This window comes from Micromonospora sp. NPDC049836 (assembly GCF_044465125.1).
GTDB lineage: Bacteria > Actinomycetota > Actinomycetes > Mycobacteriales > Micromonosporaceae > Micromonospora.
In genome coordinates this window covers 391,193-407,052 of record NZ_JBITLH010000001.1, presented here as the reverse complement: position 1 = coordinate 407,052, position 15,860 = coordinate 391,193, and the positions used below count along the sequence as shown (strand labels likewise).

The 15,860-nt window shown below is 72.1% G+C and carries 15 protein-coding genes; 7 read left to right on the top strand and 8 right to left on the bottom strand.

From position 1 onward, the window contains the following. Entirely contained in the window at positions 1 to 1,623 is a 1,623-nt protein-coding gene (locus ACIBPB_RS01860; RefSeq protein WP_396837745.1) for a DHA2 family efflux MFS transporter permease subunit, read from the top strand. Between the two features lie 15 nt (positions 1,624 to 1,638). On the opposite strand, the gene ACIBPB_RS01855 is transcribed toward ACIBPB_RS01860, so the two are convergent. After that, positions 1,639 to 2,085, bottom strand: a complete 447-nt coding sequence (locus tag ACIBPB_RS01855; RefSeq protein WP_396837744.1) for a DoxX family membrane protein — start codon at positions 2,083 to 2,085, stop codon at positions 1,639 to 1,641. Between the two features lie 86 nt (positions 2,086 to 2,171). On the opposite strand from ACIBPB_RS01855, the gene ACIBPB_RS01850 reads away from it, so the two are divergent. Continuing rightward, positions 2,172 to 2,711: a TetR/AcrR family transcriptional regulator gene (locus tag ACIBPB_RS01850; protein WP_396837743.1), complete on the top strand. Its 540-nt coding sequence runs from the start codon at positions 2,172 to 2,174 to the stop codon at positions 2,709 to 2,711. A 14-nt stretch (positions 2,712 to 2,725) separates the two neighbouring features. Here the strand turns inward: ACIBPB_RS01850 and ACIBPB_RS01845 are convergent, their stop codons facing one another. Further along, positions 2,726 to 4,165 carry a GuaB1 family IMP dehydrogenase-related protein gene (locus tag ACIBPB_RS01845; protein ID WP_046566436.1) on the bottom strand — a complete coding sequence of 480 codons (1,440 nt, stop codon included), beginning with the start codon at positions 4,163 to 4,165 and terminating at the stop codon, positions 2,726 to 2,728. 104 nt (positions 4,166 to 4,269) lie between these two features. Continuing rightward, on the bottom strand, positions 4,270 to 6,021 hold the full coding sequence (locus ACIBPB_RS01840) for an acetyl/propionyl/methylcrotonyl-CoA carboxylase subunit alpha (protein WP_396837742.1): 1,752 nt from the start codon (positions 6,019 to 6,021) through the stop codon (positions 4,270 to 4,272). 147 nt (positions 6,022 to 6,168) lie between these two features. Here ACIBPB_RS01840 and ACIBPB_RS01835 point away from each other — a divergent pair, with 147 nt between their 5' ends. From ACIBPB_RS01835 to ACIBPB_RS01825, 3 genes are all read left to right on the top strand, one after another. Then, positions 6,169 to 6,768: a PadR family transcriptional regulator gene (locus ACIBPB_RS01835; protein ID WP_396838157.1), complete on the top strand. Its 600-nt coding sequence runs from the start codon at positions 6,169 to 6,171 to the stop codon at positions 6,766 to 6,768. Between the two features lie 121 nt (positions 6,769 to 6,889). Then, positions 6,890 to 7,849, top strand: a complete 960-nt coding sequence (locus ACIBPB_RS01830) for an ATP-binding cassette domain-containing protein (RefSeq protein WP_396837741.1) — start codon at positions 6,890 to 6,892, stop codon at positions 7,847 to 7,849. A gap of 15 nt (positions 7,850 to 7,864) precedes the next feature. Beyond that, positions 7,865 to 8,620 carry an ABC transporter permease gene (locus ACIBPB_RS01825; protein WP_396837740.1) on the top strand — a complete coding sequence of 252 codons (756 nt, stop codon included), beginning with the start codon at positions 7,865 to 7,867 and terminating at the stop codon, positions 8,618 to 8,620. Between the two features lie 254 nt (positions 8,621 to 8,874). On the opposite strand, the gene ACIBPB_RS01820 is transcribed toward ACIBPB_RS01825, so the two are convergent. The 5 genes from ACIBPB_RS01820 to ACIBPB_RS01800 form a co-directional block, all read right to left on the bottom strand. Beyond that, positions 8,875 to 9,528, bottom strand: a complete 654-nt coding sequence (locus ACIBPB_RS01820; protein ID WP_396837739.1) for an O-methyltransferase — start codon at positions 9,526 to 9,528, stop codon at positions 8,875 to 8,877. A gap of 9 nt (positions 9,529 to 9,537) precedes the next feature. Continuing rightward, a complete protein-coding gene (locus tag ACIBPB_RS01815; RefSeq protein ID WP_396837738.1) occupies positions 9,538 to 10,194 on the bottom strand; it encodes a Maf family protein in 657 nt (218 codons plus the stop codon). Between the two features lie 9 nt (positions 10,195 to 10,203). Next, on the bottom strand, positions 10,204 to 11,328 hold the full coding sequence (gene mycP, locus ACIBPB_RS01810) for a type VII secretion-associated serine protease mycosin (protein ID WP_396837737.1): 1,125 nt from the start codon (positions 11,326 to 11,328) through the stop codon (positions 10,204 to 10,206). A 1,348-nt stretch (positions 11,329 to 12,676) separates the two neighbouring features. Beyond that, complete coding sequence (locus tag ACIBPB_RS01805) at positions 12,677 to 13,129, bottom strand: hypothetical protein (RefSeq protein ID WP_396837736.1); 453 nt, start codon at positions 13,127 to 13,129, stop codon at positions 12,677 to 12,679. A 91-nt stretch (positions 13,130 to 13,220) separates the two neighbouring features. Next, complete coding sequence (locus tag ACIBPB_RS01800; protein WP_357324636.1) at positions 13,221 to 13,430, bottom strand: acyl-CoA carboxylase subunit epsilon; 210 nt, start codon at positions 13,428 to 13,430, stop codon at positions 13,221 to 13,223. 91 nt (positions 13,431 to 13,521) lie between these two features. On the opposite strand from ACIBPB_RS01800, the gene ACIBPB_RS01795 reads away from it, so the two are divergent. After that, positions 13,522 to 15,471 (top strand): serine/threonine-protein kinase, encoded by a 1,950-nt coding sequence (locus ACIBPB_RS01795; RefSeq protein WP_396837735.1) that lies wholly within the window; start codon positions 13,522 to 13,524, stop codon positions 15,469 to 15,471. A gap of 87 nt (positions 15,472 to 15,558) precedes the next feature. Beyond that, positions 15,559 to 15,789: a hypothetical protein gene (locus tag ACIBPB_RS01790; protein WP_357324642.1), complete on the top strand. Its 231-nt coding sequence runs from the start codon at positions 15,559 to 15,561 to the stop codon at positions 15,787 to 15,789. Positions 15,790 to 15,860 lie beyond the last annotated feature (71 nt).

The following is a 15,860-nucleotide window of genomic DNA, read 5'->3' as shown; positions in this document are numbered from 1 at the left end:
ATGCGCGGCAACGGGCGCGGACGCTGGTTCGGGCTGCTGGCCATCAGCCTCGGCGTAGCGATGATCATCGTGGACGCCACCATCGTGAACGTCGCGGTGCCGCAGATCATCCGGGACCTCGACATCACCTCCACCGACGCGCAGTGGGTGCAGGAGGCGTACACCCTGGTCTTCGCCGCGTTGCTGCTGGTCGCCGGCCGATTCGCGGACCGGTCTGGGCGGCGGCGGATGTTCCTCGTCGGGGTCACCGTGTTCGTGGTGGCCAGCGTGCTCGCGGCGCTCGCCGGCTCCGGCGAGACGCTGATCGCCTCCCGGGTGCTCCAGGGCATCGGCGGCGCGATGATGCTGCCCACCTCGCTCTCCCTGCTCAACGCCAACTTCACCGGCCGGGAGAAGGGCATCGCCTTCGCCGTCTGGGGTTCCACGATCGGTGGTGCGGCCGCGCTCGGACCGCTGCTCGGCGGCTGGCTCACCACCACGTACTCCTGGCGCTGGGCGTTCGGCATCAACGTCCCGGTCAGCCTGGCCGTGATCGTGGCGACGCTGGTGCTGGTCGCCGAATCCCGCGACGAGCGCGCCGAGCGTGGCCTGGACCTGATCGGCGCGCTGCTCTCCGTCATCGGCATGACCGGCGTGGTCTTCGCGCTGATCGAGGGCCGCACCTACGGCTGGTGGGAGCGGGAGCGGCCGTTCCACCTGTTCGGGCTGGACTGGACCGCCGGCATCTCGCCGGTGCCGGTGGCCGCGCTGGTGGGGCTCGTCGCGCTCGGGGTCTTCCTGGCCCACCAGGTACGCCGCAACCGGGCCGGCCGCCCCGCGCTGCTCGACCTGTCGCTGTTCGGCATCCGCTCGTTCCGCAACGGCATCCTGGCCGCCGCGATCGTGAGCCTGGGCGAGTTCGGCCTGCTCTTCGCGTTGCCGCTGTGGTTCCAGAACGTGCTCGGCTACAGCGCCTTCCGGACCGGCCTGGCGCTGTTGCCGCTCGCCCTCGGCAGCTTCCTGGCCAGCGGCATGGTCACCCCGTTGGCCCGGCGCTGGGGCGCGCCCCGGGCGGTCCAGCTCGGCGTCGCCGCCGAACTGGTCGGCGTCGCCGGGCTGGGGTTCGTGGTCGCCCCGGACACCCGCTGGTGGGCGCCGCTGGCGTTCCTCTTCGTCTACGGCGCCGGCGTCGGCCTGGCCACCGCGCAGCTCACCGGCGTGTCCCTGTCCGAGGTGCCGGTCCGGCGCAGCGGCCAGGGGTCGGGGTTGCAGAGCACCGCCCGGCAGGTCGGCTCGGCGCTCGGCATCGCGGTGCTCGGCACCGTGCTCTTCGCCGGTCTCGGCGGGTTGTTGGGCGACCGCCTGGCCGACCGTCCGGACCTCAGCCCCGCGCAGCGGGACCAGGTGGTGAGCGCGGTCAAGGAGAGCGCCGGCGCGGCGATCAACGGGCTGGCGGCGGACCCGCGTACCGCGCCGATCGCCGAGGACGCGAAGCAGGCCTTCTCCGACGCCACCCGCTACGCCGCCTTCGCGGCGGCCGGGTTCCTGCTGGTCGGTCTCATGGCCTGCCTGCGGCTGCCGAGGGTACGCGCCGAGGAGGCCGGGGACGCATCGGCGGCGGGGACGGAACCCGCCCGGGTGTGACCCCGGCCGCCCGGGTCATGCGTCGCCCACGGCGACCGCCACCGCGGCGGCCACGAAGACGATCTGGAGCGCGGTGCGCGCGCCCAGCGGGGTCACCGGCCGGCCGGCGAGGGTGAGCCGGCGGCGGGCGGCCGACACGTTCGCCGGGAACATGGCCAGCATCAGCAGCGCCAGCCCGGCCGCCGCCCAGCGCGCGGTGGCCGGTGGCAGCAGGGCGAGCGCGCCGCCCAGCTCCAGCACGCCGGTGAGCGTGACCAGCAGGTCGGGCCGGGGCAGTGCGGGCGGGACCATGGCGATCAGGTCGGCCCGGCGGGACGCGAAGTGCGCCACGCCGGTCAACAGGAACATCAGCGCCAGCCCGACCCGCAGGGCGGGGTGCCACCCGTCCAGCGCGTCCACGCCGAGCAGGCCGGCGACCCGGGCCAGTGCGGTGCCGGTGAGAAGTGCGATGAGGGGTGCCACGACGTGTCCCTTCGACGGGCCGATCTTGTCAACGACAAGATTGCCGCCCACGACACCATCTTGTCAATGACAAGTTAGGCTGGAGCATGGCCTCGTATCACCACGGCGATCTACGCCGGGTCCTGCTGACCACCGCCGCGGCGGCGATCGCCGAGTCCGGGCCGGCCGCGCTGAGCCTGCGGGACCTGGCCCGCCGGGCCGGCGTGTCGCACGCCGCGCCCGCGCACCACTTCGGTGACAAGGCCGGCCTGCTCACCGCGCTCGCCGCACAGGGCTTCGACCTGCTGGCCGACGCGCTCCGCGCCGCCGACGGGGACCTGCTCGACACCGGCGTGGCCTACGTCGGGTTCGCCGTACGGCACCGGGCGCACTTCGACGTCATGTTCCGGCCCGAGCTGTACCGGGCCGACGACCCCGAACTGGTGGCCGCCCGCGCCCGTACCGGCGAACTGCTGCGCGGCGGGGTGACCCGGCACACCGGAGGGCAGCGGGACGCGGACGCGCTGGCCGCCTGGTCGATCGTGCACGGCTTCGCCACCCTCTGGCTCGCCGGCGCGCTGCCGCCCCGGATCGGCGACGACCCGGAGGCCGCCGCCCGGACCGTGATCGGGCGGCTCTTCGCCTGAGCCGGGCCCAGGCGTCACCAGCTCGTCGGCAGCGGCATCCCCTCGGTGTAGCCGGCGGCGCTCTGCACGCCGACCAGGGCGCGCTCGTGGAACTCCTCCAGGCTGCGCGCACCGGCGTAGGTGAACGCGCTGCGCACCCCGGAGATGATCTCGTCGATCAGGTCCTCCACGCCCGGACGGGACGGGTCGAGGTACATCCGCGCCGTGGAGATGCCCTCCTCGAAGATCGCCTTCCGGGCCCGGTCGAACGCGCTGTCCTCGGCCGTGCGGGCGCTGACCGCGCGGGCCGACGCCATGCCGAAGCTCTCCTTGTAGCGCCGGCCGTCCGCGTCGGTGTACAGGTCGCCGGGGGACTCGTAGGTGCCCGCGAACCAGGAGCCGATCATCACGTTCGAGGCGCCCGCGGCGAGCGCCAGCGCCACGTCCCGGGGATGCCGTACGCCGCCGTCGGCCCAGACGTGCCGGCCGAGCGCGCGCGCCGCCGCGGCGCAGTCGAGAACGGCGGAGAACTGGGGCCGTCCCACGCCGGTCATCATCCGGGTGGTGCACATCGCGCCCGGCCCGACCCCGACCTTGATGATGTCGGCGCCCGCCGCCACCAGGTCACGTACGCCGTCGGCGGTGACCACGTTGCCGGCCGCCACCGGGACCGCCGGGTCGAGCTTGCGGACCGCCCGCAGCGCGGAGATCATCCGCTCCTGGTGGCCGTGGGCGGTGTCCACCACCAGGGTGTCCACCCCGGCCTCCAGCAGGGCGGCGGCCTTGCCGGTCACGTCGCCGTTGATGCCCACCGCCGCGGCGATCCGCAGCCGCCCCCGGTCGTCCACCGCCGGCGTGTAGAGCGTGGCGCGCAGCGCGCCCTGCCGGGTCAGCACGCCGACCAGTCGCCCCTGCCCGTCCACCACCGGGGCGAGCCGGCGGCGGCCCGCGGAGAGCCGGTCGAAGCCGGTACGCGGGTCCGCGTCCGCCGGCACGGTGTGCAGCTCGGTCGACATGACGTGCCGGAGCTGGGCGAAGCGGTCCACGCCCACGGTGTCCGCCTCGGTGACCACACCGACCGGCCGGCGCTCGGCGTCCACCACGATCACCGCACCGTGCGAGCGCTTCGGCAGCAGGTGGATCGCGTCGCCGACGGTGTCCGTGGGGCCGAGGGTGATCGCCGTGTCGTGCACCAGGTGGCGCTGCTTCACCCAGGCGACGACGTTGGCCACCACCTCGATCGGGATGTCCTGGGGGATCACCGCGATGGCGCCGCGCCGGGCCACCGTCTCGGCCATCCGCCGCCCGGCCACCGCGGTCATGTTCGCCACCACCAGCGGGATCGTGGTGCCGGTGCCGTCGGCCGTGGCCAGGTCGACGTCGAGCCGGGAGCCCACCTCGGAGCGGTTGGGCGCCATGAAGACGTCGTTGTAGGTCAGGTCGTGCGCGGGGACCGCGCCGTGAAGGAACCGCACCCGGCCATCATTCCTGCTGGTGCCCGCTCCCGCCCCCGCTGGTGGCCCAAACCACCCTCGCCGCCCGGCAACCGGCCCGCCCGGGCCGGTCGTGGGGCAGGAGGTCAGGCGATGGTGCAGATGGGTGCGCCGGCGGTGATCACGGCACCGACCTCGGCGGAGAGGCCGCTGACCGTGCCCGCCTTGTGCGCGTGCAGCGGCTGCTCCATCTTCATCGCCTCCAGCACGACGACCAGGTCACCCTCGGCGACGGTGTCCCCGTCCGCCACGGCGATCTTGACGATGGTGCCCTGCATGGGGGAGGTGAGCGCGTCCCCGCTGACCGCGGCGCCGGCCTTGGCGCCCCCGCCCCGGCGGCCCGGCTTCTTCGCGGCGGGCGCGGCGGTGGTCGTACCCGCGCCGAGGCCGGCGGGGAGGACCACCTCCAGCCGCTTGCCGCCGACCTCGACCACGACGGTCTCCCGCTCGGCCGGGCCCTCGACGGCGCCGGCGGGGGCGGTGAAGGCCGGCACGGTGTTGTCGAACTCGGTCTCGATCCAGCGGGTGTGCACCCGGAACGGCTCCGCGGTGAACGCCTCGTCCCGGACCACCAGGCGGTGGAACGGCAGCGCCGTGGCCATGCCCTCGACGACCATCTCGTCCAGCGCCCGGCGGGCCCGCTCCAGGGCCTCGGTCCGGGTCTCGCCGATGATGATCACCTTGGCCAGCAGCGAGTCGAAGTTGCCGCCGACCACGTCCCCGGCGGAGACGCCGGTGTCCACCCGGACACCCGGACCGCTGGGCAGCCGCAGCGCCGTGATGCTGCCGGGCGCGGGCAGGAAGTTGCGGCCCGGGTCCTCGCCGTTGATCCGGAACTCGATGGCGTGCCCGCGCGGGGTGGGGTCCTCGGTGAAGCGCAGCTTCTCGCCGTCGGCGATCCGGAACTGCTCGCGCACCAGGTCGATGCCGGCGGTCTCCTCGGTGACCGGGTGCTCGACCTGGAGCCGGGTGTTGACCTCGAGGAACGAGATGGTGCCGTCGGCGCCGACCAGGTATTCGACCGTGCCGGCGCCGTGGTAGCCGGCCTCCCGGCAGATCGCCTTGGCGCTGTCGTGGATCTGCCGGCGCTGGGCCTCGGTGAGGAACGGCGCCGGGGCCTCCTCGACCAGCTTCTGGTGCCGGCGCTGCAGCGAGCAGTCCCGGGTGCCGACGACGATCACGTTGCCGTGCTGGTCGGCGAGGACCTGCGCCTCCACGTGGCGGGGCTGGTCCAGGTAGCGCTCGACGAAGCACTCGCCCCGGCCGAACGCGGCGACCGCCTCGCGGGTGGCCGACTCGAACAGGTGCGGGATCTCCTCCATGGTGCGGGCCACCTTGAGGCCGCGCCCGCCGCCGCCGAAGGCCGCCTTGATGGCGACCGGCAGGCCGTGGTCGACCGCGAAGGCCATCACCTCGTCGGCGTTGCCGACCGGGTCCGGGGTGCCGGGGACCAGGGGCGCGCCGGCGCGCTGGGCGATGTGCCGGGCGGTCACCTTGTCGCCGAGGTCGCGGATCGCCTGCGGGGTCGGGCCGATCCAGGTCAACCCGGCGTCGATGACGGCCTGGGCGAAGTCGGCGTTCTCGGAGAGGAACCCGTAGCCGGGGTGCACGGCGTCGGCGCCGGCCTTGCCGGCGACCTCGATCAGCTTGTCGATCCGCAGGTAGCTGTCGGCCGCGGTGTCGCCGCCCAGGGCGTACGCCTCGTCCGCCAGGGTGGCGTGCAGCGCGTCCCGGTCGGAGTCCGCGTACACCGCGACGCTCTGCAGCCCGGCGTCGCGACAGGCGCGGATGACGCGGACGGCGATCTCGCCGCGGTTGGCGATGAGTACCTTGCGCACCTTGGTGGCTCCTCCCCGGAGGTCGATAGCCGGGAGTGTATCGGCCCCTCTTGAAGCCCTAACGGTCGCTCAGTGTGGGATGCGGCACTGTCACGCCACGGCCTAGTCAAATTTGTTTATTACGCTTGTCGGGTGTCGGCAACGCGAATGATGATTCTGGGTCTGGTCCGGTGGATGCAGCCGGTGCACGGCTACGACGTACGCCGTGAGCTGCTGAGCTGGAGCGCGGACAAGTGGGCCAACGTGCAGCCGGGATCGATCTATCACGCGCTGCGCAAGCTCACCGACGAGGGGCTGCTCCGCACGGTCTCGGTCGAGCAGGTGGGCGCCCGCCCCGCCCGCACCACGTACGAGGTGACGCCCAAGGGTGACGAGGAGTTCGAGACCCTGCTGCGGGCCCAGTGGTGGCAGTTGAACGAGCCGGCGGACCCGTTCGTGGCGGCCTTCTCGTTCCTGCCCGCGATGCCGCGCGACGAGGCGGCGGCGGCGCTGCGCAACCGGGCCAACCTGATCCGGGCCGGTATCGAGTCGATGCGCGCCTCGTTGGACTCGGACTGGGTGCGCAACCGCAAACCGGTGCACGTCGGGTGGATGTTCGAGCTCTGGCTGGCCCGGGCCGAGGCGGACATGGCCTGGTGCGAGCGGATCGCCGAGCGGATCGAGTCCGGAGTGTCGTACCTGCCCGCTGGAATGGGCCAGGCAGAGGGATGGTCCGGCCGGACGGGCGGCGCGGACCAGCCGGAATAATCAACGTTGACTAAAAAAGTTATATCGCGTTAGTGTCACCGGGAACCGCCGGGGAGTGGTGTGTCCTCCTGGCGGACGACCAGCGGCCGGGCCCGTCCGGCCCGGAGGACCAGGAGCAGAGATGATCGAGACCAGGGGACTGCGGAAGTCGTTCCGCTCCCGGGCGGGTCGCGAGACGAAGACCGTGGACGCGGTCCGGGGGGTCAACCTGGAGGTCGCCGAGGGCGAGATCTTCGGCTTCCTCGGCCCCAACGGCGCCGGCAAGACCACCACCCTGCGGATGCTCGCCACCCTCATCGAGCCGGACGGCGGGGAGGCCACCATCGCCGGTGCCGACCTGCGCAAGGACCCGGCCGAGGTGCGCCGCCGGATCGGCTACGTGGCCCAGGGCGGCAGCACCTGGGACGAGTCCACCGCCCGGGAGGAGCTGGTGCTGCACGCCCGGCTCTACGGCATCGGCAAGGCCGAGGCGCACCGCCGCGCCACCCGCGCCCTGGACGCCTTCCAGCTCAGCGAGTACGCCGACCGCAAGTGCAAGACCTACTCCGGCGGCCAGCGCCGGCGGGTGGAGATCGCCCTCGGCATCATCCACGAGCCGAAGATCGTCTTCCTGGACGAGCCGACCACCGGCCTCGACCCGCAGAGCCGCGCGCACATGTGGGACGAGACCCGCCGGCTGCGCACCGAGGGGATGACCGTCTTCATCACCACGCACTACCTCGACGAGGCGGACGCGCTCTGCGACCGGATCGCGATCATGGATCACGGCGAGGTGGTCGCGGAGGGCACCCCAGCCGAGCTGAAGCGCGAGATCTCCGGCGAGGTGGTGCTCGTCGGGCTCGACGCCGCCAGCACCCCCCGCGCCGCCGAACTGCTCGACACCGAGGCGTACGTCAGCAAGCTGGAGACCGTCGACGAGGGCGGCCTGCGCCTCTACGTCGACGAGGGCGCCACCGCCATCCCGCAGGTGCTGCGCCGCCTCGACGGCGCCGGGCTGGACCTGCGCTCCGTCGAGCTGCACCGCCCCAGCCTCGACGACGTCTTCCTCACCAAGACCGGCCGCTCGCTGCGCGAGTCCTGACCAACGGGAGCACTCATGAAACTCGCCCGCGACACCTGGCTCATCTTCCAGCGCCAGATCCTGCTGCTGCTGCGCAACCCCGTCTGGGTCTTCGTCGGCGTCTTCCAGCCGGTGATGTACCTGCTGCTCTTCGCCCCGCTGCTCAAGCCGGCGCTGAACGCGCCCAGCCAGGCCGCCGCGTACAAGGTCTTCGTGCCCGGCCTGCTGGTGCTGCTGGCCATCTTCGGCGGCCTGTTCCAGGGCTTCGGCCTGATCGCCGAACTGCGCGCCGGCGTGATCGAGCGGTCCCGGGTCACCCCGGTCAGCCGGCTCGCCCTGCTGCTCGGCCGTTCCCTGCGCGACGTGGTCTCGCTGATCGTCCAGGCGGTCATCATCACCCTGCTGGCGCTCCTGTTCGACCTGCGCGTCAGCCTCGGCTACGTGCTGCTCGCGTACCTGATGCTCGCCCTCATCGCGCTGATGACCTCGGCCGTCTCCTACGGCGTCGCGCTCAAGGTCAAGAGCGAGGACGCGCTCGCCCCGCTGATGAACACCGTGGCCCAGCCGGTGCTGTTGCTCTCCGGCATCCTGCTGCCCCTCATGTACGCGCCCGGCTGGCTCCAGGGCATCGCCACCTGGAACCCGTTCGCCTGGGCGGTCGACGGCACCCGGGCGCTGTTCGCCGGTGACCTGGGCAACGACAAGGTCTGGCAGGGCCTCGGCATCGTCGCGGTGCTCGCCGTCGCCGGGGTGGTCTGGGCCGCCCGCCAGTTCGCCCGCAGCGTCCGCTAGCCGCACAAGGGCTGCCTCTCACCAGGGGCGGGGCACCGGCCATCCGCACTGCGTAAGGCCGGTGCCCCGCCTCACCCAGGACAAGAAGACCTGACTGGAACTGGGGCCCTGGAGCTTGTGATGTCCCGGCTTGCGGCCAGGCGTGGCTTCCCGCCCGCGCGATGCCCCGGATTGCCGCATCCCGTCGCCAGCGGGTAGCGGCCTCACCGCCGGCGGCGCCGCTCCCGTCGGCGGCGCGCCGCTCCCGGTCGGGTTCAGTGCACGCGGGCGAGGGTCACTCCGTCGGCGATGGGGAGCATCACCACGTCGACGCGGACGTCGGCGAGGATCTCGTCGTTGAACGCGGCGATGGCCCGGTCGTCGGCGTTCTGCGGCGCCAGCACCCGGCCCGCGCGCAGCGTGTTGTCCACCGCGATGACCGCGCCCGGCCGCATCCGCGGCACCAACTCGTCCCAGTAGATCGGGTAGCCCACCTTGTCCGCGTCGATGAACGCGAAGTCCAGGTAGCGCTCGCGCGGCAACTCGCGCAGCGTCTCCGCGGCGGGACCGATGCGCAGCTCGATCCGGTCCTGCACCCCGGCCCGGGCCCAGTAGCGCCGGGCCACGCCGGTGTACTCCTCAGAGATGTCGAAGCAGGTCAGCCGGCCGCCCTCGGCGAGCCCCCGGGCGATCGCCAGCGACGAGAGCCCGGTGAAGGTGCCCACCTCCACCGCCTGCCGCACCCCGAGCAGCCGGGTCAGGAAGGTCAGGAATGCGGCCTGCTCCGGCGCGACCTGCATGGTGGCCTGAGCGGGCAGGGCGGCCTGGGTCTCCTCGGCCAGGTCACGCACGATCTCGTCCGGGGCCGAACCGTGGGCCACGAGGTAGGCGTGCAGTTCCGGGGTCAGCGGCAGCGGCTTTGTGGTCATGACCGGAACCTAGCCGAGATGCTCGATCTCCTGGCCCCCCGGCGCGACCTTCGTCCACAGGTCGGTGACGTTGAGGCCCAGCTCGGCCAGCAGGGTGCGCAGCAGCGGGAGGGAGAGGCCGACCACCGTACCGGGGTCGCCCTCGATGCCGGTCAGGAACGGCCCGCCCAGCCCGTCGATGGTGAACGCCCCCGCGACCGCCAGCGGCTCGCCGGTCGCCACGTACGCGGCGATCTCCTCGTCGCTGATGTCCGCGAAGTGCACCCTCGTGGAGGCGACCGCCTCCGCCCGCGCCTCGTGCACCACGTCGATCAGGCAGTGCCCGGTGTGCAGCACCCCGCTGCGGCCGCGCATCTGCTGCCATCGCCGGGTGGCTTCCGCCGCGTCGGCCGGCTTGCCGAGAATCTCCCCGTCGAACGCCAGCACCGAGTCACAGCCGAGCACCAACGTCCGCTCGTCCGGTGACGGGCGCAGCCGACCCAGCACCGCCTGCGCCTTCAATCGGGCCAGCTCCAGGCACAGATCCTCGGCCCGGTCGCTGACCACCTGCGACTCGTCGACCCCGCTCACCAGCACGTCGGGTTCAATCCCGGCGGCGTGGAGCAGCTTGCGGCGGGCGGGACTCTGCGAGGCGAGCACGAGGCGCAGCGGCAGGGAAGTCGACACGCTTTGACGCTACCGGCTGATCCGCGGCGGAGGATCATCGGCACGACGACGCCGCCGCCACACGAGATAACCACCACCGGCCGCGACCAGCACCCCCAATGTCGCCAGTCCGCGTACCGCCGCGCCATCGTCGCCGGCGTCACCGTCCTCGGGCAGGGCCTTCCCGGATGCCGGCGGAGTCACGGCCGACGACTCGAAGCCCAGCGGAGGAACGTCCGCCGTGAGCGCGGCGACCAGGTCGATGACGCCGTAGCCGTACTCGTCGTCGCGGCCCGGCGGGCCCTTGTCGATCGCGGTCGCAGTGAGGCGGTGGGCGACCTCCTCGGCGGGGAGGTCGGGGTACTTGGAACGGATCAGAGCAGCCGCACCCGCAACGATGGCAGTGGCATCAGAGGTGCCTGTGCCCACCCGATAACCACCGTTGATGCTCGTGCTGTAAACGTCGACCGCTGGAGCTACCACGTCGATCTGCGGCCCGGTTACAGAGATCGCAGCATGATTTCCGTTCCTGTCGATGCCTCCAACTGCTATCACATCCGGCTCGCTCGCGGGGTATCCGACGAGCGATGAGTTGCTTGTATTTCCTGCTCCGGCCACAACAACGATGTTTGCGCTGATTGCTGCTCTTACTGCTCGTTGGAGTCGTGCGTCGGCGCCACCAGTAGCAGATATACTAATCACTTCAACATGACGAGCCACTGCATAGTCGACGCCCTTGGCTAGCGCCTCTGGGTCACCGTCCTGATGGGCCGGCGATACATAAATCGGGAGAATCTTGGCTTGGGGTGCGATGCCTTGTACTCCCTCGTGGCCTCCACGGCCGTGAGCGGCAATTAAGCCTGCCATTCCTGTCCCGTGCCCGTCCTGATCCCGTCGGCCATCGCCGTCTCCACCAGGGATGATGTCAACCCCAGGCATCAGGTTGTTTCGTAGATCGGGATGAGGATCTACACCACTATCCGGCACGGCAACGGTCACGCCGTTTCCTTGCGCTATCTCATGTGCTGATTCGATCCGGAGGTATTTCCTGTGCCACTGGGCATCTCGACTAGAGTCTGCTCTGGACAGGTTTGCTGGGAAAAGGATCGTTGCGGTGAGGGTGATTGCTGCGAGACGCAGGCTCTGCCGATTCATGCTTACTTGTCAAACCCGATCGCTGGCCCTGGGTCAATCGGCCCATTTTCCTCTGGGGCTCGGACAACCGGGTCCACCCCGTCGTCGATCCTCCAAGGGTCGTGCGGATCCCAAGTGCGGGGCTTGGTGTTCGGTCGACTTGCTGGTCCGAACGATGCGGTGCCGCTAGGGGCGGGACCGCCGCCAAGAGGATGGATTCCCCCAAAGTTGCTATGTTGCGTGTGCCGGCCGCTGCCCGGTCGTGAACCCGCAGCACCCGTTGGGGCTGTGCCCGCCCCGCCGCCTATTACACCCCCTAGCGGATTAGCTCGACGAGGCAGGTTTCCGCCGTTTGGCTGGCCCGAGCCCACCTGAGGACTGTTGCCTATAAGGCCGCCATATGGCGTCGAGCGAGGGGGCGATACAGGAGAACTGGGCTTGCCGAGGCCGGGCCTGTTTCGGGCCGCCTCACCGGTAAGGGCCTCTGGAGTAGGAAGTGGTCGCGGCACGCCAGGTATCGCAGACGATGGTCCAGTTGTGCCAATGCCTGGCTGCGTCGGGAATTGCGCGTTGGGAACGTTGCTCGCTGGTGCTGGTGCAGCCAGGCCCGTGCCTGCTCCGCCCAGGATCGGCCCGACTCCAGGTCCTGGGGACACCGATGCTGAGGTTGGCGCCGCGCTTGGCCGGGGCCTCGACGTGCGATTGTCAGACACCATCGGAATAGGAACGATCGGCGGAATCAGCGGTGGGAGGTTGTCAACGCCTGGCTTTTGAACAGCCTCGTCGATCCTCGGCACTGGCTTCGGTGGTGGTTGGCGGAGCATTACTTGGGCTTGTTGGAGTTCTCCGCTCAGCCCGGCCATCAACCCGCGCGCCCGCCCGTTCAACCGCTCCAGGTCGGCGTCCGTCACCGGGGGCGTGCTCGGCAGGCGGCTGCCGGCCACCGCCTTCGGGTCGGCGAGGATCTCCTCGTACGCCTGCTTCTGCTTCAGCTTGGCGGCGTACTCGTCGTACAGCGGCTTGAGTTCGGCCCGGGCGCCGGCGAGGGCGCGGGTGGCGGCGGCGAGCGCGTCGTAGTTCGCGGCGGCGGCGTCGTGGGTGCGCTGGACCTTGTCGATGAGCTGGTCCAGTTCGGCGAGGTACGCCCGGGCGGCCGCGTTGGTCGCCGGCGGCCAGGCCTCGGCGAGGCCGTGCCGGTATTCCCGCAGGCGGCTGAGGTGGGCCAGGGCGAGGTCGCAGATTTTGCGCCAGCCGGCGACCTGCTTCCACTGCCCGGTGGTGTCCTGGTCCTGGACGCACGCCCACATGCTGAGCACGTCCATCCGCTGCCAGTCGGTGAGGCCGGAGGTCCGGCCGCTGCCGCGCTCGATCATGGCAGCGCCACCGGGCCCTCCTCGGGCGCGGTCGGGTCGCGCAGCGGTGGCACGGGGCGGGGGACCGTTGTGGACGGTGCGGCGAGGGCGCGTTCGACGTCGGCCACCCGGGCCGCCGAGAAGGCGTCGGAGTGCTGGTACTTCGCGGCGATCAGGCCGGCGGCGTCGGCGAGGCGGCCGGTGGCGGGCACCATGCCCCACACCATCTCCACCGCGGCGGTCTGCGTCTCGTGGTGGGCCTGGAGGAACTGGACCAGCTCGACGAAGGCGTCGGCCGGGTTGGGGATCCGCGCCCGCATGTCGTCGGCGATGTACGACAGGTGCGGTGCGTAATTGCGGGTCACCTCGTCCTGGAGCCGGTCGGCGAACTCCCGTAGCTGCCGGATGTCGGCCTCGATGCCGTTGTAGCCGTGTAGCCAGCCCGCCGGTTCGTTCTCCTCGGGGATCATCGACCCTCCCTGCCTGTCACCGCGCCGTTTCCCTGAGTGAGGTTAGTGGCTCGCGGCGGATCCCGGCAGGGGGGCGTACCCCCGGGAAGGGTCAGCGGGGGAGGCCGGAGGCGCGCCACGCGCCGGGGCCGGCGACGGGCGTCGCGGCGGCCGGCCGGGCGCTGCGGGCCCAGTGCGACACGGGCGCCGGCGGGGCCGCGGTCGGCCGGGTCCGCACCATGATCGCGCCGACGAGGGCGGCCAGCTCCTCGGCGGTGGGCACCCCGCGGACGATCCGGAACAGCGGCTCTTCGGCAGACATGACCTCAGGGTACGCGTCGAGAACTTGACCTTCGCCGCACAGTGGCGTGCCGGCGGTGTGACGGTCGGAGCTGGCGGGTACCGTCTCTGCGATGTCGAACGCGCTTCCCCAACTCGTCGCCGACCGGTACCGGCTTCTCTCGCCGCTCGGCCAGGGCGGCATGGGTCGGGTGTGGAAGGCGCGGGACGAGGTCCTGCACCGGGACGTGGCGATCAAGGAACTCGTACCGCCCCCCAGCCTCACCCCCGAGGAGCGGCGCGAGATGCGGGAACGCTCGCTGCGGGAGGCCCGGGCCATCGCCCGGCTCAACAACGTCAACGTGGTCCGCATCTTCGATGTGCTGCGCACCGACGGTGATCCGTGGATCGTGATGGAGTACGTGGCGTCGAAGTCGTTGCAGGACACCATCGCCGAGGACGGGCCGGTGTCGGCGGCGAAGGCGGTCGAGATCGGCCTCGGGGTGCTGGGCGCGTTGAAGGCCGCCCACAAGGCCGGGGTCATGCACCGCGACGTGAAGCCGGGCAACGTGCTGCTCGGCGAGGACGGCCGGGTGGTGCTCACCGACTTCGGCCTGGCCACCATCCCCGGCGACCCGAACGTGACCCGCACCGGCATGGTGCTGGGCTCGCCGGCGTACATCGCGCCGGAGCGGGCGCGGGACGGCACGGCGGGTCCGGAGGCCGACCTCTGGTCGCTGGGCGCGACCCTCTATGCGGCCGTGGAGGGCAAGTCGCCGTACGCCCGGCCGTCGGCGATCGCCACGCTGGCCGCGCTGGCCACCGAGCCGCTGCCGCCGCCGAAGAACGCCGGCCCGCTCAAGCCGGTGCTGCAGGGCCTGCTCCGCAAGGACCCGACCGAGCGGATCACCGCCGACGTGGCGGAGCGCCTGCTCCGCAAGGCCGGCGGCCGGCGCGCGAAGAGCATCTCGCTGCTGGACGGCGTACGCCGGCCGGGGCCGAACGGTCCGCGCGAGCCGCGCCCGCCGCTGGTGCCGGCGCCGCGCCCGGCCGACGGACGGCCCGCCAGCCCGCCCAGTTTCGTTCCGGGCGCGGCGGCTGCCGCCGGTGCCACGCCCGCCGGCTCGGTCGAGGCGGCCCCGACGGCGAAGGTGACGCCGCCGCCGCCGGCCGGGCCGACCGCCAAGCTCGACCTGCCCGCGAAGCCCGCCGACGGGTCCCCGGTGGACGGTCCGGTCCCGGCCCTGGACGAGACCCGGGTGGACGGCGAACCGGCGGTCGCCGCGGCCGCGGAGCCGCCGCGCCCGCCGCGGAACCCGACCTCGGTGCTGGCCGAGCCGGTCAGTCCCGCGCCGTCGACCGGCCGGGCCGCGGTCGTCCCGGGTACGCGGCCCGAGCGCAACCGGCGCAACCTGATGATCGGCGCGCTGGTCGTGCTCCTGCTGGCCGGTCTCGCGGTGGCGGTGCCGCTGCTCAACCGCGGTGACGGCAACGGCGACGAGGGCCAGTCGGGCGCGGCCACCTCCGGCGCCCCGGCGCCGCCGGCCGCGACCAGCGCCGCACCGACGTCGGCCGCGCCGAGCAGCGCGCCGCCCAGCCCGACGCCGTCGGCCAGCCCGAGCACCGGTGCGGCGGCGCTGCCGGCCGGGTGGACCCTCTACACCGGGCCGATCGGCTTCAAGGTGCCGATCCCGCCGGGCATGAAGGCCCGCGGCGGCTCCGGCAACTCGGTGATCGTCTACGACGTCAGCGGGGGCAAGCGGGAACTGTTCATCCAGTGGACCAACACCCCGAAGAAGGACGCGGTCGCCGACTGGCACGAGCTGGAGCCGGACCGCAAGCGGCTGGTCCGCGACTACCAGTACATCGGCATCAAGGCCTGCGACTGGTACCGCACCTGTGCCGACTGGGACTGGCTGGAGAGCCGGGACGGCGCCCGCATCCACGTCCGCAACCGAGGGGTGGCGACCGCCAGCAACCGCGGCTTCGCGCTGCGCTGGGAGGTCCCGGTGGGCACCTGGGACGAGAACCTGGCGAACTGGCAGGTCATCCTCGCGCACTTCAAGCCGGACCGCGCGAACTGAGCTGGGAATCCCACCGCCGCGAAACTGATTCGCATGGCCTTCCGTGGTACGGGGTACTGGACCCGTGACGACGGAAGGAGGTACGACATGCGTTACCGACACAAGGACACCGGCCCCCGGTTGGCGCTGTGGATGCTGGTCGCGCTCGGGGACATCGTCCTGCTGCTGGTGAGCGCCGGCCTCTCCGCGCCGGTCGCGGCGTTCGGTGTCGTGGCCCTCGTCGTCGCGGGGGTGGCGAGCTGGCGACTGGCCCGCCGGACCACCCTGACCGGGCGGGGCGCGGTGTCCGTGCCGGTCGCCCCGCGACGCCGGGCCTGACCCGGACAGCTCAACCGACGCCGGGCCTGGCCCGGACAGCTCACACGACGACGGCGGCAGCCGGACCGAGG

What these genes read in the sequence shown, in the direction of transcription:
- ACIBPB_RS01860 (WP_396837745.1), top strand. Translation starts at nt 1, where the DNA reads ATGCGCGGCAACGGGCGCGGACGCTGGTTCGGGCTGCTGGCCATCAGC.
- ACIBPB_RS01850 (WP_396837743.1), top strand. Translation starts at nt 2,172, where the DNA reads ATGGCCTCGTATCACCACGGCGATCTACGCCGGGTCCTGCTGACCACC.
- ACIBPB_RS01835 (WP_396838157.1), top strand. Translation starts at nt 6,169, where the DNA reads ATGATGATTCTGGGTCTGGTCCGGTGGATGCAGCCGGTGCACGGCTAC.
- ACIBPB_RS01830 (WP_396837741.1), top strand. Translation starts at nt 6,890, where the DNA reads ATGATCGAGACCAGGGGACTGCGGAAGTCGTTCCGCTCCCGGGCGGGT.
- ACIBPB_RS01825 (WP_396837740.1), top strand. Translation starts at nt 7,865, where the DNA reads ATGAAACTCGCCCGCGACACCTGGCTCATCTTCCAGCGCCAGATCCTG.
- ACIBPB_RS01820 (WP_396837739.1), bottom strand. Translation starts at nt 9,528, where the DNA reads ATGACCACAAAGCCGCTGCCGCTGACCCCGGAACTGCACGCCTACCTC.
- mycP (WP_396837737.1), bottom strand. Translation starts at nt 11,328, where the DNA reads ATGAATCGGCAGAGCCTGCGTCTCGCAGCAATCACCCTCACCGCAACG.
- ACIBPB_RS01805 (WP_396837736.1), bottom strand. Translation starts at nt 13,129, where the DNA reads ATGATCCCCGAGGAGAACGAACCGGCGGGCTGGCTACACGGCTACAAC.
- ACIBPB_RS01800 (WP_357324636.1), bottom strand. Translation starts at nt 13,430, where the DNA reads ATGTCTGCCGAAGAGCCGCTGTTCCGGATCGTCCGCGGGGTGCCCACC.
- ACIBPB_RS01795 (WP_396837735.1), top strand. Translation starts at nt 13,522, where the DNA reads ATGTCGAACGCGCTTCCCCAACTCGTCGCCGACCGGTACCGGCTTCTC.
- ACIBPB_RS01790 (WP_357324642.1), top strand. Translation starts at nt 15,559, where the DNA reads ATGCGTTACCGACACAAGGACACCGGCCCCCGGTTGGCGCTGTGGATG.